Source organism: Streptomyces asoensis (genome assembly GCF_016860545.1).
Classification (GTDB): Bacteria; Actinomycetota; Actinomycetes; order Streptomycetales; family Streptomycetaceae; genus Streptomyces; species Streptomyces asoensis.
This window is the reverse complement of record NZ_BNEB01000005.1, coordinates 1,490,272-1,511,133: the sequence shown is the minus strand read 5'-3', so window position 1 is coordinate 1,511,133 and position 20,862 is coordinate 1,490,272. Positions and strand designations below refer to the sequence as shown.

Below are 20,862 nucleotides of genomic sequence, written 5' to 3'. Positions count from 1 at the left end.
GGTGAGACAGTCTGTATCGCATCGCGGACTGAGAGGCCGTCAGGAGCGGCGGGCGCCCCGCTCCTGCGCCGGGGTCGGGGAGCGTGCCGGACCACCAGGGCGGTGCCCACCCCCGGCGCCGCTCGGCGGCGAACCGGAACAGGTGCCCGTCGAGGGCGAGGAGACGGTGGCCCGGGCTCCGGCGGCCGGGCGGCCGGGCGGTGAGGAGACCTTGGGCGATCATTCGCTACGGGTACTCTGAAGTGGCCGTTTCCCGTGCGGGCGGCCATCGAGACGGAGGGGCACTGCATGCGACTGCTGCTCGTGCGACACGGCCAGACACCCGCGAACGTGGACTACCTGCTGGACACGGCCGTCCCCGGGCCCGGCCTCACGGAGCTGGGAGTGCGGCAGGCCGCGGTCCTGCCGCAGGCCCTCGTCGAGGAGGACATCGAGGCGCTCTACGCCTCCACGCTCATACGCACCCAGCTCACCGCCGCCCCGCTGGCGGCCGCGCGCGGCCTCGACGTCCTGGTCCGCGACGGCATCCGGGAGATCACCGCGGGTGATCTGGAGATGCTGCCCGGTGACACGGAGCACGGCGAGCTCTACATGCGCACGGTGTTCGCCTGGGCGGCCGGCGACCTCGGTCTGCGCATGCCGGGAGGGGAGGACGGCGCCGAGTTCCTGGCACGCTACGACGCGGTCGTCGCCGAGGCGGCGGCGAGCGGCGCGCAGAGCGTCGCGATGGTCAGCCACGGCGCCGCGATCCGCACCTGGGCGGCCGCCCGCGCCCACAACGTGGACGTCCCCTTCGCCGCGGCCCACCGGCTGGCCAACACCGGCACCGTCGTCCTGGAGGGCTCACCGGCCGACGGCTGGAAGGCCCTGTCCTGGGCGGGCGCCACGGTCGAGCCCGCGGGTGAGGCCGGCCCGACGGGCCGGCCGCTGACGGACCCCGCCGACTGACGTCCGCCGACCGACGTCCGCATAACGGTTTGCCGCATCCCGCGGGCGGCCCGCAGAATGCGCCTCATGGGACACCTGGAAGCCGCGCACCTCGAGTACTACCTCCCCGACGGGAGGGCGTTGCTCGGCGACGTGTCCTTCCGGGTGGGCGAAGGGGCCGTGGTCGCCCTGGTCGGACCCAACGGCGCGGGCAAGACGACCCTGCTGCGGCTGATCTCGGGCGAGCTGAAGCCGCACGGCGGCACCGTCACCGTGTCCGGCGGCCTCGGCGTGATGCGCCAGTTCGTGGGCTCCGTCCGCGACGAGACGACCGTACGGGACCTGCTGGTGTCCGTCGCCTCGCCCCGCATCCAGGAGGCCGCGCGGGCCGTCGACAAGGCCGAGCACGAGATCATGACCGTCGACGACGAGGCCGCCCAGCTCCAGTACGCGCAGGCCCTCGCCGACTGGGCCGAGGTGCGCGGGTACGAGGCCGAGACCCTGTGGGACATGTGCACCACGGCCGCGCTCGGCGTCCCCTACGACAAGGCCCAGTTCCGTCTGGTGCGGACCCTCTCGGGCGGTGAGCAGAAGCGGCTCGTCCTGGAGGCGCTGCTGCGCGGCACCGACGAGGTGCTGCTGCTGGACGAGCCGGACAACTACCTCGACGTCCCCGGCAAGCGGTGGCTGGAGGAGCGGCTGAAGGAGACCCGCAAGACGGTCCTGTTCGTCTCGCACGACCGCGAACTGCTCTCCCGCGCCGCCGAGAAGATCGTCTCCGTCGAGCCGGGGCCGGCCGGTGCCGACGCCTGGGTGCACGGCGGCGGATTCGCCACCTACCACGAGGCCCGCCGGGAACGCTTCGCCCGTTTCGAGGAGTTGCGCCGCCGCTGGGACGAGAAGCACGCCCAGCTGAAGAAGCTGGTGCTGAGCCTTCGTCAGGCCGCCTCCATCAGCCACGAGCTGGCCTCGCGCTACCAGGCCGCCCAGACCCGGCTGCGCAAGTTCGAGGAGGCCGGACCGCCCCCGGAGCCGCCCCGCGAGCAGGACATCACGATGCGCCTGAAGGGCGGCCGCACCGGCGTACGGGCGGTCACCTGCAAGGGCCTGGAGCTCACCGGCCTGATGAAGCCCTTCGACCTGGAGGTCTTCTACGGCGAGCGGGTCGCCGTCCTCGGCTCCAACGGGTCGGGCAAGTCGCACTTCCTGCGGCTGCTGGCCGGTGACACCGTCGCGCACACGGGGGAGTGGAAGCTCGGCGCGCGGGTGGTGCCGGGGCACTTCGCCCAGACCCACGCCCACCCCGAGCTCCAGGGCCGCAAGCTCCTGGACATCCTGTGGAGCGAGCACTCCCAGGACCGCGGCGCCGCCATGTCCCGGCTGCGCCGCTACGAGCTGACCCAGCAGGCGGAACAGTCCTTCGACCGGCTCTCCGGCGGCCAGCAGGCCCGCTTCCAGATCCTGCTGCTCGAACTCCAGGGCGTCACGGCCCTGCTTCTCGACGAGCCGACCGACAACCTCGACCTGGAGTCCGCCGAAGCCCTCCAGGAGGGTCTGGAGGCCTTCGAGGGCACGGTGCTCGCCGTCACCCACGACCGCTGGTTCGCCCGCTCCTTCGACCGCTACCTGGTCTTCGGCAGCGACGGCCGGGTCCGCGAGACGGCCGAGCCGGTGTGGGACGAGCGGCGCGTGGAGCGGGCCAGGTAGCGGGGCGCGCCGGGAGGGGGCGTCCGGGCGGAGGCCCGAACGCCCGAATGTTCGTACAGTGGGATGCAGCAACGTGCCCTCCACGGCTCCCGCCGGGGCACCGCTGCGGCGAGTGCCGAGCGCGCCCCGGACGGGTACCCGGACCGTACGGACGAACACGACGAGCGGGGCAACACCATGACCGGAGTCGACCCGGACAGGCTGGACGACCAGCAGCTCATGAAAGAGCTGGAGACCATCCACCGCACGCGCCACGACACCCTGCTGCACGGATCGAACGACGCCCTGCGCGCCCACAACGACCGCATGGCCCAGCTGGAGGGCGAGTACCTGCGCCGCAACCCGCGCCGCTTCGTCTCGCCGGGCCGCACCCGGGAAGGCGCGCGGGAGCGGGCCGTGGGCGCGGAACCGGCCCGGGCCGGGATCCGGTCGACCGGGGAGGGCGGGCCCGTGGGCACGCCGGTCGGCAAGTGGGGCCCGGGAACGCAGAACGGCCCCGGCCGGGCCTGAGCCCACCGGAGCCGTCGACCGGTACGTCGAGCCGTACCGAGTGATCAGTACGCCGTCCGGACCGGCCCGCGGCCGGCCGCCCCGGCGGTGGGGCGTGACCGGCGCGGATCAGGCGTGAGCGGCGCGGGTCAGGCCGCCTCCTTCGTGAAGACGTCCAGGTAGGTCTCGCAGAAGGCCTTCAGGTCGTCCGGCTTGCGGCTGGTGACGAGCTTGTTCGAGCCGTGGTCGCAGATCTTCACCTGCTCGTCGACCCAGGTGGCGCCCGCGTTGCGCAGATCCGTCTCCAGGCTCGGCCACGAGGTCAGTACCCGGCCCCGGACGACGTCCGCCTCGATCAGGGTCCACGGGGCGTGGCAGATCGCCGCGACCGGACGGCCGCGCTCGAAGAATTCCCTCACGAAGGCCACGGCCTTGTCGTCGGTGCGCAGGAAGTCGGGGTTCGCGACACCCCCCGGCAGGACCAGCCCGCCGAAGGACTCCGCGGACGCCTCGCCGACGACCTCGTCCACCCGGAACGTGTCCGCCTTGTCGAGATGGTTGAACGCCTGGACCTCGCCCGGCGCGGTCGACACCAGGACGGGCTCGTGGCCCGCGTCCACCGCCGCCTGCCAGGGGTCGGTGAGCTCGACCTGCTCGACGCCTTCGGGTGCCGTCAGAAACGCGATGCGCATGAGAGTTCAACGTCCTTTCCGTGTGCTCGTCCTCGACGCGTGTGCTGTGGTGCTGCGCGCCGTGTGCCGCGCGGTCACCGGCCGCTGCCGACCAGTGCCTCGGTCAGCTCCTGGACGTTCCCGTAGTGGTCCTTGCCGGGGAGCCGCCGTACGGCCTCCACGAGCGCGTCCGGCGCGTTCTTGCGGCGCAGCCCCGCCACCAGCGCGGTCGTGTCCGCGGGGAAGGAGCTGCGCCCGAGGAGCCGGGCGAGCTCCAGCCGCACCGACTCCAGCGTCGCCCCCGGGTTCCCCGGCACCACCGGTCCGCCCCAGATCTCGGGGTCGTCCTCGGCGGACGGCTCGGGGTCGTGCCACTCCTCCACCCGCGTGGGGTGTCCGGACCTCAGCAGGCCCTGCAACTCGTGCTTCATCTCGTCGTCCCGGTGCACGCTCAGCCGGTCGCTGCCTCGCTGCATGTCCTTCCCTCCAGATCGTGTGCGGTGGCCACCGCGTACCCGAGGACAGGACGCCGACACGGGACCGGACTACTTCGTCTCCCGGTCCGTCTCGGGGTCCGTCTCCCGGTTCGGCTCCCGGTCCGGCAGGAACTCCTGGATCTTCGCCCGGAAGCCGTGCCCGAGCTCGGCGACCGCGCCCGCGTCGCCCCTCAGCACCGACGCGGCCGTCGCCTCCACCTGCTCCCACGTGGCGTGCGGCGGGACCGGTGGGACCGTCGGGTCGGTGAGGAACTCGACGACCGCCGGGCCGTCCGCCGCCCACGCCGTGCGCCAGGCCGCCTCCACCGCGTCCGGGTCCTCCACGCGCACCCCGGTCAGCCCCAGGGAACGGGCGAACTCCGCGTACCGCCCGTCCGGCAGCTGCCGCGGCGGCGGGGACGCCGGGGCGCCGTCCCCCGCGTGCGTCTCGCCCGTCGCCTCCTCCGGATCACCGCCGTTCCACACCGCGACGACCAGGCGCCGGTCCGCCCAGCGGTCCTGGTACCGCGCCGCCGTGATCAGTTCGGCGAGCCCGTTGCGCCGCATCGACGCGCTCCCGGCCAGCGCGATCACCGGCCGGTCCGGGTGGGCGAACTTCGCCCCGATCGCGTACGGCACCGCGCCGCCCGCCGACCCCGGCGTACCGCAGAGCGCACCGCGCATGCCGGAGCGCATCGTGACGTGGCGCGCGTACCAGCTCGCCACCGGGCCCGGGTCCGAGACGACGAGGACGTCGGGCGGCAGCAGCGGGTCCAGCGCCCGGGCCACGTGCTCCGGGTTGATCGGGTCGGCCGACAGCCGCGCCCGCCGCTCCAGCACGTCGTGCCAGTGCCGTACGTTGTCGCGGACCGTGTCCGGCCACTCCCGGCCGCGTTCCTCGCCCCTGATCATCGGGATCAGCCGGCGCAGCGTCTCCCCGGCGTCGCCGACGAGGTCCACCTCGTGGGGGCCGTGCGTCCCGGCCGGGAGCGGGTCGACGCCGATCCGGACGCCGCGCGCCTTGCCGGGATCCGGAAGGAACTCCGGGTCGGCGAACGACGAACCGATCGTCAGCAGGGTGTCGCAGTCGCGCGTCAGCTCGTACGAGGGACGGGTCCCGAGGGGGCCGATCACCCCGGTGACGTAAGGGAGTTCGTCACCGACCACGTCCTTGCCGAGCGGATCCTTCGCGATCCCCGCGCCGAGCAGCCCGGCGATCCGCTCGACCTCGGAGCGCGCGTCGGCGGCGCCCCGGCCGACCAGGATCGCCACCTTGTCACCGGAGTCGAGGATCTCCGCGGCGCGCCGCAACGACTCCTCGGACGGTACCGCCGTCCGGCCGTCCGGACCGGGATCCGACGGGACCGCCGCGAACTCGTCCGCGGGGGTGCCCCCTTCGCGTTCCTGCACCTCCCCGGGCAGCACGACCACGGCCGGAGCGCGGCGGGCGTACGCCTCGCGGATCGCCCGGTCCAGCACGCCCGGCAGCTGTTCCGGGGCTGTGACCGTCTCCACGAACTCCGGGGACCGGTCCCCGAACAGCGCATGCGGGTCCGCTTCCTGACGGTGCGTCGCATCCCGGGGCGGGCGGCCCACGATCGCGAGGACCGGCACACCGTCGGGTTCCGCCCCGTACAGGCCGTCGAGGAGGCGGACCGCGCCCGGCCCCGAGCCGGCCACGCACACCCCGAGCCGTCCGCCGAGCACGGCGTGGCCGACCGCCTCGAACGCGGCCGCCTCCTCGTCCCGCGCCCGCACGAAGCGGGGCCCGTCCGCAGCCCGGCCCCACGCGGCGAGCAGGCCCTCGACACCGTCACCGGGGCACCCGAAGACCTGCTCCACACCCCACGCGCGCAGCCGGCGCAGGACATGGTCGGAAACCTTGGTGCTCATGGAGGGACCTCCTGTGCGGGGGACACGGGCGTGCGGTGGAGTCCCTGTGACAAGTGACCGCCCCGAGCGCCGGAAAACCCGGCGGGTGTTTGGCGGCCGGGGCCCGGGGCAGGCGCAGCCACAGTGCTTCGGACCGGAGGCACGCCCGTGGGAGGCCGCGTGTCGCGAGCCCCGCAGGCCCGTCCGGGCCGCTGTGGCGCCTCCCCGGGGACCGGCCGATCCCGAGCCCAGCCCAGGGAGTTGTCCCAACCCCATGCCGAACCGAGCGAACGCCCACCGCCGTGCGCACGACGACGCCCCCGACACCGCCGACGCCTTCCGCAGGCTGGTGGCCCTGCCCCCGGGGCCCCGGCGCGACGCGCTGCGCAGCCGGGTCGTCGAGGCCTGGCTGCCGATGGCCGACCGCCTCGCCGGGCGCTTCCGCAACCGCGGCGAGTCCCTCGACGACCTGCGCCAGGTCGCCGCCCTCGGCCTGGTCAAGGCCGTCGACCGCTACGACCCCCGGCTCGGGAACGCCTTCGAGAGCTACGCCGTCCCCACCGTCACCGGGGAGATCAAGCGGCACTTCCGCGACCACATGTGGGCCCTGCACGTGCCGCGCCGCGTGCAGGAACTGCGCAACCGGGTCCGTTCCGCCGGCCAGGAGCTGGCCGGGAGCGTCTCCGGTCGGCGGCCCACCGTCGGCGAGATCGCCGAACGGGCGCAGCTGAGCGAGGACGACGTCCGCACCGGGCTGGAGGCGCTGGAGAGCTTCACCGCGCTGTCCCTCGACGCGGAGCTGCCGGGCAGCGAGGACGGCTACTCGCCGGGCGACGCGCTCGGTGAGGCGGACCCGGCGCTGGACACGGTCGTCGACCGCGAAGCCGTCCGGCTGCGGATCGCCGCGCTGCCCGAACGGGAGCGGACGATCCTGTACATGCGCTTCTTCGGCGACATGACGCAGAGCCGGATCGCCGAACAGCTGGGCATCTCGCAGATGCACGTGTCCCGGCTCATCAGCCGCTGCTGCACCCGGCTGCGGGACCAGGTGATGCAGGACACGGCGTAGCAGGGCCGTTCCGGCGCCGGGGCGGGGTCCGCGAGGCCGGGTCGCCGGTCACCCGGTCGGGGGCCCGTGTCCCGCCAATGGCCTCCGGCCGCGCGCGTCCGGACGGACCCCGGGCTCTGATGGCTGTGGGGCGGCGCACCGCCCCGATCCGCAGTCGTCGGCCGAAGGAACCCGTCCCATGCGTGGCACCGTCCACTTCCTCTCCGCCCTCGCCGCGGCCGGTGCCCTCCTGACCGCCGCCGGTCCGGCCGCGTCCGCGGACCCGGCGGCCGAGGTCAGCCCGGGCAGCGTGGCCCCGGGCGGCAGCGTCACCGTGTCCGTCTCCTGCGGTGCCCTCGGCGGCGCCGCGCCCGAGAGCCTCGACGCCAGCTCGCAGGCCTTCGCCGAGGGCACCGTCAAACTCGCCAAGGTGCCGGGCGGCGACGACGCGCAGTCCGGCGCCGCCTACCGGGGCACCGCCCGGATCGCGCCCGCCGCCGATCTCGAGGTGAGCCCGGACGCGGTCGGACCCGACGCCGCCTGGACGGTCGACGGCACCTGCCCGGCGGCGCCCGGCGGGCAGGGCAGCCCGTGGAGCGCCACGCTGGACGTCTCGCGCGTCCGGCCGCAGCCGTGTGCCTCGGCGTCCGCCGCGGCCTGTGCCACCGGCCGTCCGTGCCCGCCGTCCCCGGGCGCCGACCCGGGACGCGCCGAGAACTGCCGCACCGCCCCGCCGTGCCCCCCGGCCGAGGTGCGGCCCCGTGCCGGCGCGTCCCGTGACCCCGGCTGCGCCCCCGCCCCCGTCGAGCACGGCGTCCAGGCCGGTCAGGGCGGCGCCTTCACGGACTCCGTCCCCGCGCTCGCCGCCGGCGGCCTGCTGATCGCCGGCGCGCTCGGCGCCGCCGTACACCGACTGCGCCGACGTGCCCCGACGACCGACGCGTGACCCCCACACCGTCCCCCACACCACCCCCGCCCGGCACGGGGCCTCCGGGGGAGGGACCTGCCGGGGGCCGGGCGGCTCGTGGGGGCCGGGTGCGTGAGGAAGGCGGCCATGGGGCGAGGTCCCACGGGGTACTCGTCTCCCCGGGGCACGATCCGCCTCGTACGAGCGTCCGGTCCCACGCGAGGGACACGCCCCTCGGGCCTCGTACGGGCCGTCGGGCGCACGGGCCACGCGGACCGGGTCGGCCCACCGGGTCGGGCGGGGCGGCCCGGTGGCCGCGTGCGGGCCGTACGGCGCGGGGTGCGGCACGGCAGACGCAGTCACGCGTCGCCCGGGGCGGATGCGCACCGCGTCCGGACGACGAGGCGCCGGGAACCGGGCGAAGGACGGTCTCCGGCGGGGAACAGGCACCGCACCCGGCCGGGAGCGGGCGCAACCGAGGCGGACCGGGCGGAGGAGCACATGCGGCGGACGGAAGCCGAGGACCACGGGCCCGTCCGCTACGGCCCGTCGCCGCCCTCCGACGGACTGCCGGTGCTGCCGGAACTCGTCCGGGTGCTCACCGAGGCCGCCGGCCGCCGCCCCGACGGCGAGCCGGTCGGCGGGGGCACCGCCCTCCTCGACGCCGCCCGCGGCTACTGGGAGCGGCGCGGCGTCCCCGCGGGAGCGGGCCGGGCCGTCGCCGGACCGGGCGCCCCCGCGCTGCTGCTCGCGCTGACCGCGGCCATCGGCGGCGACGTCCTCGTGCCCCGTCCCTGCGCGGCCTGGTGGGCGCCGTACGCGCGCCTGCTGGGACGACCGGTCTTCCACGTACCGACCCCCGCCGAGTGCGGCGGTGTCCCCGACCCGTACGCCCTGCTGGAGACGGTGCGCCGGGTGCGGGCCGAGGGCGGGGACCCGCGCCTGCTGGTGCTGTCCGTCGCCGACGACCCCACCGCCACCGTCGCACCGCCCGAGGTGCTGCACGAGGCGGTGGAGGCCGCCGCGGGCGAGGGCCTGCACCTGGTCAGCGACGAGACCTGGCGCGACACTCTGCACGCCCCGCACGAGACCGTGCTGGTCGGCCCCGCCGAGATGCTGCCCGAGCGGGTCACCGTCGTCGGCGACCTCGCCGGCGCGCTGCTGCCCGCCGGCTGGCCCGCGGCCGTCGCGCGGTTTCCCGCCACGGCCGACGGCGACGACCTGCACGCGCGCGTGCTCGACGTGCTGACCGCGCTCGGCGCGCGGGTGGCCGCGCCGGTCGCCGCCGCGGCCGCGTACGCCCTGACCGAGCCCGGCCCGGTCACCGCGCGGGTGGCCGCCGCCGTACGCCTGCACGCGTGCGTGGCCGACGCCCTGCACGGTGTCGTGGTCGCCGCGGGCGGCCTCGCGCTCCCGCCCCGGGCCGGCCGTCACCTGTACGTCGATCTCGAACCGCTGCGCGCCGCGCTCGCCGCGCGCGGCGTCGACGACGCCCAGGACCTGGAGGACCACCTCGGCGCCCGGCTCGGGATGCCCGCGCCGGGCGGTCACCGCTTCGGGGACGACCTCGCGGCCCTGCGGGTCCGGCTGTCCACCGGGGTGCTGCTGGACGGGACGGACGCGCAGCGCGCGGAATGCCTCACGGCTCCCGCGCCGTTGGAACTGCCGCACGTGCAACGCGCGTTGGCACTCGTGAGGTCGTTCTTCGACGATCTCCGTGACGACGCCCGGCGACGGGAGCCCCCTCGATGACGCAGCGGTCCGAGTCGACCACCGCCGGCACGGTGCCCCCCGGGGGTGCCTCGTCCCCGCTCGTGCCCTCCCCGCCCCCGCTCGCCGAGCCGCGCCGGCACGGGGAGCCGCGGGTGTGGCCGCGGTCGTTCCACGACCGGCTGACCTCGCCCCTGCCCGGCCTCAAGACCCTCGCCCGCTTCGCCCGCGAGGGCTCCGTCCGCCCCGGCAAGGAGGGCCTCGCCGACATCGCGCGACTGCCGTACGCGCCCGCGCCGCTGCCGCACGCCGACGCCCGCACGATCGCCGTCTCCTGGGCGGGACACGCCAGCTGGGTGATCCGCATCGGCGGTCTCACCGTCCTGACCGACCCCGTCTGGTCCCGCCGGATCCTGGGCACCCCGGCGCGGATCACCCCCGTCGGGATCGCCTGGGAGGCGCTGCCGCGCGTCGACGCGGTCGTCGTCAGCCACAACCACTACGACCATCTGGACGCCCCGACCCTGCGCCGACTCCCGCGCGACACACCGGTGTTCGTGCCGGCCGGGCTCGGACGCTGGTTCCTGCGGCGCCGGTTCACCCGGGTCACCGAGCTGGACTGGTGGGAGGCGGCCGAACTGTCCGGTGTGCGCTTCGACTTCGTGCCCTCGCACCACTGGTCCAAGCGGACCCTGACCGACACCTGCCACTCGCTCTGGGGCGGCTGGGTGCTCACCGCGCCCGACGGGCGCAGCGTGTACTTCGCCGGGGACACGGGCTACGGCCACTGGTTCTCGCGCATCGGCCGGCGCCACCCGGGCATCGACCTGGCCCTGCTGCCCATCGGCGCCTACGACCCCCGCTGGTGGCTCAGGGACGTCCACTGCGATCCGGAGGAGGCGGTCCGCGCCCATCTCGATCTCGGGGCCCGCCGCATGGCCCCGATGCACTGGGGCACGTTCGTGCTGTCCGCCGAGCCCGTTCTGGAGCCCCTCACGCGCGTGCGTGCCGCCTGGCGGAAGGCGGGACTCGACCGGGACGACCTGTGGGACCTGCCGGTCGGGGGCGCTCGCGTGCTCGAGCGCGACGCGGTCACGCGGCCCGTGTCCCCCTGAACCGGCGCCACAGGCCCGGGGCCGCCCCGACCAGCACGGTCAGCACGATCGCGGCGAGCACGCCCTCCCAGGGCTCGGGGAAGAGCGAGCCGCCGAGTATCCCGATCAGCTGGTAGGTCAGCGCCCAGGCCAGACACGCCGGAAGGTTCCCCCGCGCGAAGCGGCGCAGCGGCCACTCCGCCATCAGACAGGCCAGCATCACCGGTATGCGGCCCGCCGGGACCAGCCGGGACAGCACCAGCACGGCCGTGCCGTGGTCGGCCAGCTTGCCCTGCGCCTGCTCCAGCCGCTCCTGCGGGGCCCGCGAGCGGATGGCCTCCAGCCAGCGCGAGCCGTGGTCCGACCGCATCCCGCGCCGCCCCAGCCAGTACAGCGCCGCGTCCCCGCAGAACGCCGCGAGCGACGCCGTCACGAAGACCGCCGCCAGCGCGAACGGCACCGTCTGATGGACGGCGACCACGGCCGCCGAACTCACCAGCGCCCCCGTCGGGATCACCGGCACCAGCGCCCCGATCAGCACCAGCAGGAACAGCGACGGGTAACCGAGGGCCTGCTGCGTGGACTGCGTCGGCACGACGGTCACGGCCGTGGCGAGCCACCACTTCACCGGGAGACCTCCGGGCGCACGCTCTCCCCGTGCGCGAGCCGGTACACCGACACGCGCGGCGCCCGCTGCGCCGCGAACCGCACGAACTCCTCGCCGGGAGCATGGAATTCATGGGGGCGCACGGCGTCCATCCCGATCGGCCAGTACGTGCCGTAGTGCACCGGTACCGCGCTGTGCGGCGCCAGCCGGGCCAGCGCCTCGGCCGCGCGTCCCGCGTCCAGGTGCCCCTCGCCGAGATACGGGCCCCAGCCGCCCACCGGCAGCAACGCGACGTCGACCGGCCCGACCTCCTCGGCCATGTCGTCGAACAGGCCGGTGTCCCCGGCGAAGTACGTCCTGGCCAGGCCCTCGACGACGTACCCCAGCGCGGGGGAGTGGTGCCGTCCGACCGGCAGCCGCCTTCCGTCGTGGTGCGCGGGAACGGCCCGCACGCGCACCGCGCCGACGGTGGTCTCGTCGCCCGGCGCCATCTCGCTGATCCGCAGATGCCGCAGGCGCCGCAGCCCGGGGACGGCGCGCGGTGCGCCCCGGGGCACCAGCAGGCGCGTGCCCGGCGCAAGGCGCGCCAGCGAGGGCAGATGCAGATGGTCGGCGTGCAGGTGCGAGACGAGCGCCACGTCCGCCTGCCAGGCGCCGGGCGGGGGCAGCGCGCCGCGGCGGCGCCGCAGATGGGCGAGGCGGCGGGCGAACAGAGGATCGGTGAGCACCCGTACGTCCGAATCCTCGACCGTGCAGGTGGCGTGCCCCCACCACGTGATCTCCACCGCCACCTCTTTGCCTCCTTCGCGCGACTCCCCCGAAGCCTACGGGCAGGAGTAGGGTCGGCGGCGAAACCCGGAGGTGAGGGGGACGCCATGGGACCGGTGCGGGTCGTGCGGGTCACGGCGATCGCGAGTCTGACGCCGCTCGAGGAACTGGACGCCGATCCCTTCCTGGTCGATTCCCGCAGCCAGCACGCGATGTGCGCGCGCTGGGCCGCGGAGCGCGGCTACGTGGTCGGCCGGGAGCTGCTGGTGCGCGGACTGCGCCCCGACCACTGCGTGCTGTGGGACGGCGTCCGGGCCGGCGCCGACCTGTTCGTCGCCCCCAGCCACCGGGTGCTGGAGAGCGCGCTGTCGTCGGTGGAGGAGTTCACGGCGGAGTGCGCGCGGCGCGGTGTGCGGGTGGAGACCGTCGGCAGCGCCGAGCCCGCCTACGACGCGCAGATGAAGGCCCGGGTCCACCGGCGGCTGTCGATGCCGACGGCCGGCTACGACGGGCGGTAGTCCCGGGGGTGCCCGTCGGCCCGGTATGACAAGGTGGAGGGCGGTCGCCGCGGGCGTCGGGGCCGGAACGTGAGGTACGGGGCGTGCGTGCGGTGCGGTGGCGGCGGGCCGCCAGTCAGGTCGGACGGAGCGTCGCCGTCTGGGCGGTCTCCACCCTGACGATGCTGGTGCTCGCGGGGATCCTGCCCGACTTCCGGCTCCAGTCCGCCGACGGGGACAGCGCCACCACCATCGCCATGACCGCCGCCGTCGCAGCCGGGGTCTTCGGTGTCCTGTCGGCCGTGGTCTGGCCGCTGCTGGTGCGGCTGCTCCTGCTCGTCCCCGCGCTCGTCCTCGGCCTGCTGGTCTTCTTCCTCAACGGCTCGCTGCTGCTGCTCGCGCTGCGGCTGAACCCCTCCGGGCAGAGCGAGGCGGCCCCCGAGACCGCCGTCATCGTCGCCGCGGTGATGTCCGCCGTGGCCTCCGCGACGGGCGGCGCCCTGGCCGTACGCGACGACGAGGCCTACCGCCGCCGTCTGTACCGGCTCGCCGACCGCCGGCGAAGAAGCGACCCCGCCTGCCCCGCGACCCACGGCACCGTCTTCCTCCAGCTCGACGGCGTCGGCCACGACGTCCTCACGGCGGCGGTGGGCAAGGGACTGATGCCCACCGTCGCGAAGTGGCTCGGCCGGGCCCCCGCGGCGGACGGCCGCCCCGGGCCCAGCCACCGGCTCACCTCGTGGCGCACCGACTGGTCCAGCCAGACCGGCGCCAGCCAGCTCGGCATCCTGCACGGCAGCAACCACGACGTGCCGGCCTTCCGCTGGTACGAGAAGGACACCGGGGAGGTGATGGTCTGCAACCGTCCCACCAGCGCCGCGGAGCTCCAGCGCCGGGCGGTCGAACACACCGGGGACGGCGGGCTGCTCGGCGCCGACGGCGCCAGCCGCGGCAACCTCTTCGGCGGCGGCGCGGACGAACAGGCCCTGGTGCTGTCCATCGCCACGCGCCGACGCAGCCCGCAGACCCGCTCCAGGGCCGGCTACTTCGCCTACTTCTCCGACCCGGCCAACGCCGTGCGCACCGCACTGTCGTTCGTCGCCGAGGTCGTCCGCGAGATCGCGCAGTCCACCCGGGCCCGGCTGCGCAAGGAACGCCCGCGCGTCGGGCGCGGCGGCCTCTACCCCTTCGTACGCGCCTTCGCGACCGTCGTCGAACGCGACGTCGTCGTGGCCGCCGTGACGGGCGACATGCTGGCCGGGCGCACCGCGGTCTACGCCGACCTGGTGGCGTACGACGAGGTCGCGCACCACTCCGGGCCCCTCGGCCGGGACACCGAGCAGGTCCTCGGCCGCCTCGACCGGGCCCTGGCGTTGCTGGAGAACGTCGCCGAGCACGCCCCCCGCCCGTACCGGATCGTCGTCCTGTCCGACCACGGCCAGAGCCCGGGCGAGACCTTCCGCTCCCGTTACGGCCTCACCCTGGGTGACCTGGTGCGGGCCGGCTGCGGGCTGCCCGTGCCGCGCCGGGCCGAACGCACCCACAGCGGCGCCGAGGCCCGGGCCGCCGTCCGCGCCGCGCTGCGCCGGCCCGTCGAGGAGGGCGGCGGACGACACCTCCCGGCCGCCCGGCGCCCGGAGCCGCTCGTGCTGGCCTCGGGCAACCTCGGCCTGGTCTCCTTCCCCGACGTGCCGCACCGGATGAGCAAGGAGGAGATCGACGCCCGCCACCCCGGCCTGCTGACGACACTGGCCAACCACCCCGGAATCGGCTTCCTCCTGGTGCGCAGCGAGGAGCACGGCGGTGTCGTGCTCGGCGCGTTCGGCGCGCAGATCCCGCTGGCCGAACTCGACCGGACGCCCGGCCCGCTGGCCGCGTTCGGGCCGGGGGCCGCCGACGCGGTACGCCGCACCCACTCCTTCCCGCACACCGCCGACATCATGGTCAACTCCTTCCACGACCCCGCCGACGGCGAGGTCCTCGCCTTCGAGGAGCAGATCGGCTCGCACGGCGGCCTCGGCGGCGCCCAGGCGAGACCGTTCCTGCTCTCGCCGCTCGCGCTGTCCGCGCCCGTCGGGGACGACGAGGAGCTGTCCGGCGCGGAGCACGTCCACCGCGTCCTGCGCCGCTGGCTGCGCGAGTCCGACGGACCCCAGGTGCCGCTGGAGACGGCGCCGGAGGAACGCGCCGCCTGAAAAACCGGCTGCGTCCGAGGAGCCGCGGGCCCACACTGTCCGTACCGGTCCGTCCGACCGGATCCCGCGCGTGTGCGCCTCCCTCCCCGATTCCTCCTCCAGGAGCCCTTGTTGCAGGCTGCCGTCACCGTCACGCCCTCCCGCGTCCCCGACCTGCTCCTCGGACTCGCCACCGTGCGGCCGGTGTTCCTCTGGGGCGCCCCCGGCATCGGGAAGTCCTCCCTGGTCCGGGAGTTCGCCGAGTCCCTGGGACTGGAGTGCGTGAGCCTGCTGGGGACGCAGCTCGCCCCCGAGGACCTGATCGGCGTGCCGCAGATCCGGGACGGCCGGTCGGTGTTCTGCCCGCCGCAGGCCATCGCCCGCGACGAGCCGTACTGCCTGTTCCTCGACGAGCTCAACGCGGCCACCCCCGACGTCCAGAAGGCGTTCTACTCCCTCATCCTGGACCGGCGGATCGGCGACTACGAGCTGCCCCCGGGCTCCATCGTCATCGGCGCCGGAAACCGCGCCACCGACAACGCGCTCGCCCGGCCCATCGCCTCCGCGCTCGTCAACCGCCTCACCCACGTCCACCTCGAGGCCTCCGCGAAGGACTGGCTGAAGTGGGCCGCGGGCAACGGCATCCACCCCTGGATCCTCGACCACCTCACCGACCGGCCCGACCACCTGTGGTCCAAGCCGCCCAAGACCGAGGAGCCGTTCTCCACCCCGCGTTCGTGGCACATGCTCTCCGACGCCCTGCACTCCTTCGGCCCCGACCTCGACGAGGACACCCTCGCGGTGCTCACGCACGGCACGCTGACGCCCGCGCACGCCACGGCCTTCGGCGGCTACGTCAAGATCGTGCGCAGCCGCTACGGCATCGAGGCCGTCCTCAAGGGCGAGGCCTCCTGGCCCCGCCGCGTCGAGGACCGCGACCTGCTCTACTACCTCGCCGACTCCTTCCGCGGCCGGCTCGTCAAGGAACTCCCCGCCGTCCGCGAGCACATGTCGGCCAAGGGCCGGCAGACCGCGTACCGCGCCAAGTCGCTGCTCGTGCAGCTCGCCGAGATATCCGTCGAGGTCGCCCAGACCGTCATCGCCTCCGACGCCGACGGCAACCCCGTGCTGCCCGCCTGGTTCCTGGTCGAGGCGGCGCGGGACATGCCCCGCCTGGTGGAGGCGCGCCGGTGAGACGCGAGGACCGCGACAAGAAGAAGCGGGACCTCGCGGCCGAGGCGTTCGAGTCCGGGCTGGCGGTGCTGCGCGGCAACCCGGCGCTGGCCGCCGTCGACTTCGACACCTGCCGCCGCGAGGAGTGCGCCATGGCGCCCCGCGACGGACTCGTCCGCGCCGACTCCAACGGCACCCTGCACGCCCACCCCACCCGGATCGCCGACCCCGCCCGCTGGGCCTGGGCCCTCGCCCACGCCGCGCTCCACCTCGGCTTCGGTCACCTCCCGCCCTCCCCGCACGAGCGCGCCCAGCCCGACCGCTACGACCTCGCCGCACGCTGCACGGTCGTCAACCGCTTCCTGCTGGCCTTCCCCGTCGGCAGCCCCCCTGACGAACTGCCCCCGTCCTACCCCGGCGGCGAGGAGGAGCAGCTCGCCGGCCGCTGGCGGCGCACCGGACTCCCGGCCGCCCACGAGCACTGCGGCACCGCGGGGACGGACCCCGACCAGGTGCTCGTGCGGTGGCCCCGCACCGGACATCCGATGCCGGACCGTCCGCTGGCCTTCGCCACCGCCCTGACCCGGACCGTCTCCGCCGCGATGGACATGGCGGGCGGCCGCCGTGCGTCCCTGGACGGCGAGCTGACGCCCCTGCGCCCCTGGGAACGCGCGCTGAGCTGGTTCGTCTCCTCCTATCCGCTGCTGGGCGGCATCGCGGCCGGCATCACCCTCGTCGCCGACGCCGAACTCGCCCGCGCGCACGGCATCTCGATCGCCGCCGTCGACGCGGAGGCGGGCGAGATCTACGTCAACCCGCTGCGCCGCCACACGGACGAGGAGTGGCGGTTCGTCCTCGCGCACGAGATGCTGCACGCCGCCCTGCGCCACGGCGACCGCTGCGGACCCCGCGACCCCTACCTCTTCAACGTCGCCTGCGACTACGTCGTCAACGGCTGGCTGCGCGAGATGCAGGTCGGCACCATGCCCGAGGGGCTGCTGTACGACGCGGAACTCGCGGGCCTGTCCGCCGAGGAGGTCTACGACCGGATCACCGTGGACCTGCGCCGGATGCGGCGGCTGGCCACCCTGCGCGGCAAGGGGCTCGGCGACATCCTCGGCGCCCCGCTCGGCCCGCCCCGCGACCACGTGGACCTCGACGGCTTCTACCGCCGCGGCCTCGCCCAGGGCCTCGACCTGCACCAGCGGCAGGAACGGGGCTTCCTGCCCGGCGGACTGGTCGAGGAGATCCGCGCGCTCAGCCACCCGCCGCTGCCCTGGGACGCCCGACTGGCGCGCTGGTTCGAGGAGTTCGTGCCGCGCCCCGAGCCGCTGCGCACGTACGCCCGGCCGGCGCGGCGGCAGGCCTCCACCCCCGACATCCCGCGGGCGGGCCGGTACTTCCCGCCCGAGGAGGTCGCACGCTGCACCTTCGGCGTCGTCCTGGACACCTCCGGCTCCATGGACCGCACCCTGCTCGGCAAGGCGCTCGGCGCCATCGCCTCCTACGCCGAGGCCCATGACGTCCCTGCCGCCCGGGTGGTGTTCTGCGACGCGGCCGCCCACGACGCCGGCTATCTGCCGGTGACCGAGATCGCGGGCCGCGTCCGTGTGCACGGCCGCGGGGGCACGGTCCTGCAACCGGGGATCGACCTGTTGCAGCGCGCCGACGACTTCCCGCCGGGCGCGCCGGTCCTGGTCATCACCGACGGCTGGTGCGACGTGCTGCGGGTGAAGCGCGAGCACGCCTACCTCGTCCCGCAGGGCCGTCGACTGCCGTTCACCGCGCGGGGGCCCGTGTTCCGGGTGCAGTGACGCGGAGTGTGATCGGATGGGGCACGGGTTCCCGTCCGGCGGGCACCCGCGCACCACCGCAAGCAGAACCTCATGGGAAAGGACGAACCGTGGCTACCACGCGCTCCGCACACACGGTCTGGGAAGGCAACCTGCTCGAGGGCAACGGGGTCGTGACCTTCGACTCCTCCGGCATCGGCCAGCAGCCGGTGTCGTGGCCGTCGCGCGCCGAGCAGGCGAACGGCAAGACCAGCCCGGAGGAGCTGATCGCGGCCGCCCACTCCAGCTGCTTCTCCATGGCGCTGTCGCACGGCCTGGCCGGTGCCGGCACCCCGCCCACCAAGCTGGTCACCTCGGCCGACGTCACCTTCCAGCCGGGCGAGGGCATCACCGGCATCCACCTGACGGTGGAGGGCACGGTCCCGGGCCTCGACGCCGACGCGTTCGCCGCGGCCGCCGAGGACGCCAAGAAGAACTGCCCGGTCAGCCAGGCGCTCACGGGGACGACCATCACGCTGTCGGCCAAGCTCGCCTGAGTCCGCCGCGCCGCGATCCGGGGCGCGCAGGCCGGTACGCGGCAACGGGTACGCCCGTATCCGCACGTACCCGGCCTGCGCGCCCCGCCGTGCGTTCAGACGAGTCCGGTCAGTGCCCGGATCGCCGACTGGGCCCACTCCTGCGCCCCCACCGCCGTCCCGGCCGCGAGGCCGGTCGCCACGGGTGCCAGGGCGCCCTTGAGCATGGTCACCGAGCGGCGCAGCCTGCCCGGTTCGGGAGACTCCGGGCCGGTGATCTCCGCGAGGACCTCCTCGGCCGCGCTCCGCGCCTCCTCGCGCTCGCGGTCGCCGAGACCGGCTCGCGGCAGCTGCCGCAGCAGGTCGCCCACCAGCGTCGCGAGCGCCTCGTGCCCCGGGGCGACCGCGGTGTTGAGCTGCTGGTTCTGGGTCGCCGTCTCGTTGTTCCAGGCGAACTGGGAGTTGCTCACACCCCCGTTGAACACCGGTCCGTCGTGATGGTGCACCTGCCGCGGGTCGTTCATCGCCCGGCTCCGTCCTGATCGCTCGAACCGTTCCGGCCGTCCCCGCCGTCCGGCGTCCCCCGACCCTGCGGACCGGTATGATCGCCGCGCTGCTGGACGACGTTGGTGTTGTTCCACGCCAACTGGGCGTTGTGGACCGCCTCCACGAAGACGGGCCCGTGATAGTGGTTGACGACCGTCGGTGGCGCGGCCGGCTCGGTGATCTCCTCGACCGGCAGCGACGTGCTGAGCGAGACCAGCTTCACTCGGCCGTTGTGCTGCACGGCCACCGCCGTCGTCCCGGTCACCGCGCAGTCCGCCAGCCGCCCGCCGCACGTCTCGTCGAAACGCAGGCCGGTGGCCGCGCAGTCGTGGAACCGGCTGTCGGCCACGTCCAGGTACGCGGAGCCCGTCGCGCACAGACCGTACGACTCCGCGCCGGTGACCTCCAGACCGCGCGCCACGAGCCGGGCGGTGCCGAACGCCAGGGCCCCGCCGGTGCTCACGGCCGAGACCGCGCTGTCGCGCACGTGCAGCTGCGCCTCCTCGCCGGCGCCGAACCCCAGCAGCCCGCGCTGCGCGCGGACCCCGCCGAGCGTCACCCGGGACTGGCCCACGGCGGCCACGGCGGCCATGTCGAAGTCGAGGATCCTCGCGTCGGTGAGCTCGGCCGTCGTCCCGCCGTTGCCGCGCGTCTCCAGACCGAACGGGCAGTTCTCGAGATGGACCTGCGCGAAGGCGGCCTTGCTCTCGTCCCAGACCCGCAGCGCCACGCCGGTCAGATCGCGCATGTCGACGCGGGTGAAGGTTCCCCTGGCCTTCTCGGTGACGGCCACGCCGACGTTGCCGCCGCGGACCCGGCAGCCGTCCACCCGCGGGGCGCCGCCCCGGGTCGACAGCACCGCGACATTTCCCGCGCGCAGGATCTCGCAGTCCTCGAACGTGCCGCGGCCCGAGTCCTGGACGTGGATGCCGGTGTCCCGGCAGTCGGCGAAGACGCCGCCGTGCACCGAGGGGTCGGCGCCGCTCGCCACCAGGATGCCGTTCTCGGCGTCGGTGACGCGCGTGGCGCGCACGAGGCCCCTGGACTGCTCGACGAAGGCGAGTCCCGCCATGTGGACGGAGTCCACCGTGCAGTCCTCGACGGTCAGTTCGGCCCGGGTGTCCGCCATCACGGCGGCCTTCCCGGTGCCGGTGACATGGCACCGCACGACGTGGGCCCGGGCGTCGCTGACGCGCACGCCGTGGATCCGGGCGCCGTCGATCCGGCTGTCCAGGACCGTCACCCGGGCGCTCTCGATGACCGCGACCGCGTTGTCGGCGGCGTCGGTGAACCGGCACCGCTCGACGTGTCCGGCGCAGCCCGCGAACACGGCGCGTCCGTAACGGAGCTCACTGTCCGTCAGCGTCAGGGACGTGCCCGGCCTGGCGTGCGTGCAGACCCCGTCGTGGGCCCGGACGGCGACCTGGGCGAGCGTGAGGGCGGCGCCGTCGTGGCAGTCGACGACACCGGCGTCCGCGTCCCGGCCGATCAGGACGAGCCCCCGGACCACGACCGATCCGCCCGAGACGTCGAGCACGGTGCCCCGGGGCCGGCTCACCGTCACGGACCCGGGGTCGCCGAGCGCGATCAGCTCGATGTCGCCCCGGACGGCCAGGGCCTCCTCGTAGTGACCGGGAGCGATCTCCACCCGGGCGGCCCGGCCCCGGGCGCTCGCGGCGCGCAGCGCGGACCCGATGCCGGGGTGGGCGCCGCGACCCCCGTGCGGCGCGACCACGTACTTCCTGACCATGCGCGCTTCCCCCGCAGTGCCCGTCCGTGAGGTTCCGTCCACTCAAGGTCACCGATGCTACCGGAGCGCCACCGCCGTGCCGGGCCGGTGAGCGGGGCCTTCACGGGACCTCCCGACGTGCCGGGGCGCCCGTGGGCC

The 20,862-nt window shown here is 75.0% G+C and carries 18 protein-coding genes and 1 pseudogene; 12 read left to right on the top strand and 7 right to left on the bottom strand.

Annotated elements, in window-relative coordinates; all coding sequences use genetic code 11:
* The first annotated feature begins 288 nt into the window (after window positions 1–288).
* The 3 genes and pseudogenes from Saso_RS29605 to Saso_RS29595 all read left to right on the top strand — a co-directional run.
* Window positions 289–948, top strand: a complete 660-nt coding sequence (locus Saso_RS29605; protein ID WP_189925814.1) for a histidine phosphatase family protein — start codon at window positions 289–291, stop codon at window positions 946–948.
* Between the two features lie 66 nt (window positions 949–1,014).
* Window positions 1,015–2,634 carry an ABC-F family ATP-binding cassette domain-containing protein gene (locus Saso_RS29600; RefSeq protein WP_189925815.1) on the top strand — a complete coding sequence of 540 codons (1,620 nt, stop codon included), beginning with the start codon at window positions 1,015–1,017 and terminating at the stop codon, window positions 2,632–2,634.
* Window positions 2,635–2,811: 177 nt separating this feature from the next.
* Window positions 2,812–3,048, top strand: a pseudogene (locus Saso_RS29595) (DUF6158 family protein); the annotation flags it as partial.
* A gap of 224 nt (window positions 3,049–3,272) precedes the next feature.
* On the opposite strand, the gene Saso_RS29590 reads toward Saso_RS29595, so the two are convergent.
* The 3 genes from Saso_RS29590 to Saso_RS29580 all read right to left on the bottom strand — a co-directional run bounded on the left by Saso_RS29590 (window position 3,273) and on the right by Saso_RS29580 (window position 6,163).
* Window positions 3,273–3,815 (bottom strand): type 1 glutamine amidotransferase domain-containing protein, encoded by a 543-nt coding sequence (locus tag Saso_RS29590; RefSeq protein ID WP_189925816.1) that lies wholly within the window; start codon window positions 3,813–3,815, stop codon window positions 3,273–3,275.
* A gap of 74 nt (window positions 3,816–3,889) precedes the next feature.
* On the bottom strand, window positions 3,890–4,270 hold the full coding sequence (locus Saso_RS29585) for a DUF2795 domain-containing protein (RefSeq protein ID WP_189925817.1): 381 nt from the start codon (window positions 4,268–4,270) through the stop codon (window positions 3,890–3,892).
* A 69-nt stretch (window positions 4,271–4,339) separates the two neighbouring features.
* A complete protein-coding gene (locus Saso_RS29580) occupies window positions 4,340–6,163 on the bottom strand; it encodes a thiamine pyrophosphate-binding protein (RefSeq protein ID WP_189925819.1) in 1,824 nt (607 codons plus the stop codon).
* A 253-nt stretch (window positions 6,164–6,416) separates the two neighbouring features.
* On the opposite strand from Saso_RS29580, the gene Saso_RS29575 reads away from it, so the two are divergent.
* The 4 genes from Saso_RS29575 to Saso_RS29560 all read left to right on the top strand — a co-directional run bounded on the left by Saso_RS29575 (window position 6,417) and on the right by Saso_RS29560 (window position 10,922).
* Window positions 6,417–7,211: an RNA polymerase sigma factor SigF gene (locus Saso_RS29575; RefSeq protein ID WP_189925821.1), complete on the top strand. Its 795-nt coding sequence runs from the start codon at window positions 6,417–6,419 to the stop codon at window positions 7,209–7,211.
* Between the two features lie 178 nt (window positions 7,212–7,389).
* Window positions 7,390–8,136 carry a hypothetical protein gene (locus Saso_RS29570; RefSeq protein WP_189925822.1) on the top strand — a complete coding sequence of 249 codons (747 nt, stop codon included), beginning with the start codon at window positions 7,390–7,392 and terminating at the stop codon, window positions 8,134–8,136.
* Between the two features lie 462 nt (window positions 8,137–8,598).
* The gene (locus tag Saso_RS29565) at window positions 8,599–9,849 is read left to right on the top strand and encodes an aminotransferase class I/II-fold pyridoxal phosphate-dependent enzyme (RefSeq protein WP_189925824.1); all 1,251 of its coding nucleotides are present in this window, start codon (window positions 8,599–8,601) and stop codon (window positions 9,847–9,849) included.
* On the top strand, window positions 9,846–10,922 hold the full coding sequence (locus Saso_RS29560; protein ID WP_189925826.1) for an MBL fold metallo-hydrolase: 1,077 nt from the start codon (window positions 9,846–9,848) through the stop codon (window positions 10,920–10,922). The genes Saso_RS29565 and Saso_RS29560 overlap by 4 nt, the downstream gene beginning before the upstream one ends.
* On the opposite strand, the gene Saso_RS29555 is transcribed toward Saso_RS29560, so the two are convergent.
* On the bottom strand, window positions 10,900–11,529 hold the full coding sequence (locus tag Saso_RS29555; protein ID WP_189925828.1) for a DedA family protein: 630 nt from the start codon (window positions 11,527–11,529) through the stop codon (window positions 10,900–10,902). The two genes, Saso_RS29560 and Saso_RS29555, sit on opposite strands and share 23 nt — an antisense overlap.
* On the bottom strand, window positions 11,526–12,299 hold the full coding sequence (locus Saso_RS29550; RefSeq protein WP_189925830.1) for an MBL fold metallo-hydrolase: 774 nt from the start codon (window positions 12,297–12,299) through the stop codon (window positions 11,526–11,528). The genes Saso_RS29555 and Saso_RS29550 overlap by 4 nt, the downstream gene beginning before the upstream one ends.
* Before the next feature lie 84 nt (window positions 12,300–12,383).
* On the opposite strand from Saso_RS29550, the gene Saso_RS29545 reads away from it, so the two are divergent.
* From Saso_RS29545 to Saso_RS29525, 5 genes are all read left to right on the top strand, one after another.
* Window positions 12,384–12,794, top strand: coding sequence for a hypothetical protein (locus Saso_RS29545; protein WP_189925832.1), 411 nt, complete (start codon window positions 12,384–12,386; stop codon window positions 12,792–12,794).
* Between the two features lie 83 nt (window positions 12,795–12,877).
* A complete protein-coding gene (locus Saso_RS29540; protein ID WP_189925834.1) occupies window positions 12,878–14,968 on the top strand; it encodes a phage holin family protein in 2,091 nt (696 codons plus the stop codon).
* 111 nt (window positions 14,969–15,079) lie between these two features.
* Complete coding sequence (locus tag Saso_RS29535; protein ID WP_189925836.1) at window positions 15,080–16,141, top strand: ATP-binding protein; 1,062 nt, start codon at window positions 15,080–15,082, stop codon at window positions 16,139–16,141.
* Entirely contained in the window at window positions 16,138–17,934 is a 1,797-nt protein-coding gene (locus Saso_RS29530; protein ID WP_189925838.1) for a vWA domain-containing protein, read from the top strand. The genes Saso_RS29535 and Saso_RS29530 overlap by 4 nt, the downstream gene beginning before the upstream one ends.
* 89 nt (window positions 17,935–18,023) lie before the next feature.
* On the top strand, window positions 18,024–18,449 hold the full coding sequence (locus tag Saso_RS29525; protein ID WP_189925840.1) for an OsmC family peroxiredoxin: 426 nt from the start codon (window positions 18,024–18,026) through the stop codon (window positions 18,447–18,449).
* A 95-nt stretch (window positions 18,450–18,544) separates the two neighbouring features.
* On the opposite strand, the gene Saso_RS29520 is transcribed toward Saso_RS29525, so the two are convergent.
* Both Saso_RS29520 and Saso_RS29515 read right to left on the bottom strand, forming a co-directional pair.
* Complete coding sequence (locus Saso_RS29520) at window positions 18,545–18,952, bottom strand: hypothetical protein (protein ID WP_189925842.1); 408 nt, start codon at window positions 18,950–18,952, stop codon at window positions 18,545–18,547.
* On the bottom strand, window positions 18,949–20,724 hold the full coding sequence (locus tag Saso_RS29515) for a right-handed parallel beta-helix repeat-containing protein (RefSeq protein WP_189925844.1): 1,776 nt from the start codon (window positions 20,722–20,724) through the stop codon (window positions 18,949–18,951). The genes Saso_RS29520 and Saso_RS29515 overlap by 4 nt, the downstream gene beginning before the upstream one ends.
* Between the last annotated feature and the right edge of the window lie 138 nt (window positions 20,725–20,862).

What these genes read in the sequence shown, in the direction of transcription:
- Saso_RS29605 (WP_189925814.1), top strand. Translation starts at nt 289, where the DNA reads ATGCGACTGCTGCTCGTGCGACACGGCCAGACACCCGCGAACGTGGAC.
- Saso_RS29600 (WP_189925815.1), top strand. Translation starts at nt 1,015, where the DNA reads ATGGGACACCTGGAAGCCGCGCACCTCGAGTACTACCTCCCCGACGGG.
- Saso_RS29590 (WP_189925816.1), bottom strand. Translation starts at nt 3,815, where the DNA reads ATGCGCATCGCGTTTCTGACGGCACCCGAAGGCGTCGAGCAGGTCGAG.
- Saso_RS29585 (WP_189925817.1), bottom strand. Translation starts at nt 4,270, where the DNA reads ATGCAGCGAGGCAGCGACCGGCTGAGCGTGCACCGGGACGACGAGATG.
- Saso_RS29580 (WP_189925819.1), bottom strand. Translation starts at nt 6,163, where the DNA reads ATGAGCACCAAGGTTTCCGACCATGTCCTGCGCCGGCTGCGCGCGTGG.
- Saso_RS29575 (WP_189925821.1), top strand. Translation starts at nt 6,417, where the DNA reads ATGCCGAACCGAGCGAACGCCCACCGCCGTGCGCACGACGACGCCCCC.
- Saso_RS29570 (WP_189925822.1), top strand. Translation starts at nt 7,390, where the DNA reads ATGCGTGGCACCGTCCACTTCCTCTCCGCCCTCGCCGCGGCCGGTGCC.
- Saso_RS29565 (WP_189925824.1), top strand. Translation starts at nt 8,599, where the DNA reads ATGCGGCGGACGGAAGCCGAGGACCACGGGCCCGTCCGCTACGGCCCG.
- Saso_RS29560 (WP_189925826.1), top strand. Translation starts at nt 9,846, where the DNA reads ATGACGCAGCGGTCCGAGTCGACCACCGCCGGCACGGTGCCCCCCGGG.
- Saso_RS29545 (WP_189925832.1), top strand. Translation starts at nt 12,384, where the DNA reads ATGGGACCGGTGCGGGTCGTGCGGGTCACGGCGATCGCGAGTCTGACG.
- Saso_RS29520 (WP_189925842.1), bottom strand. Translation starts at nt 18,952, where the DNA reads ATGAACGACCCGCGGCAGGTGCACCATCACGACGGACCGGTGTTCAAC.
- Saso_RS29515 (WP_189925844.1), bottom strand. Translation starts at nt 20,724, where the DNA reads ATGGTCAGGAAGTACGTGGTCGCGCCGCACGGGGGTCGCGGCGCCCAC.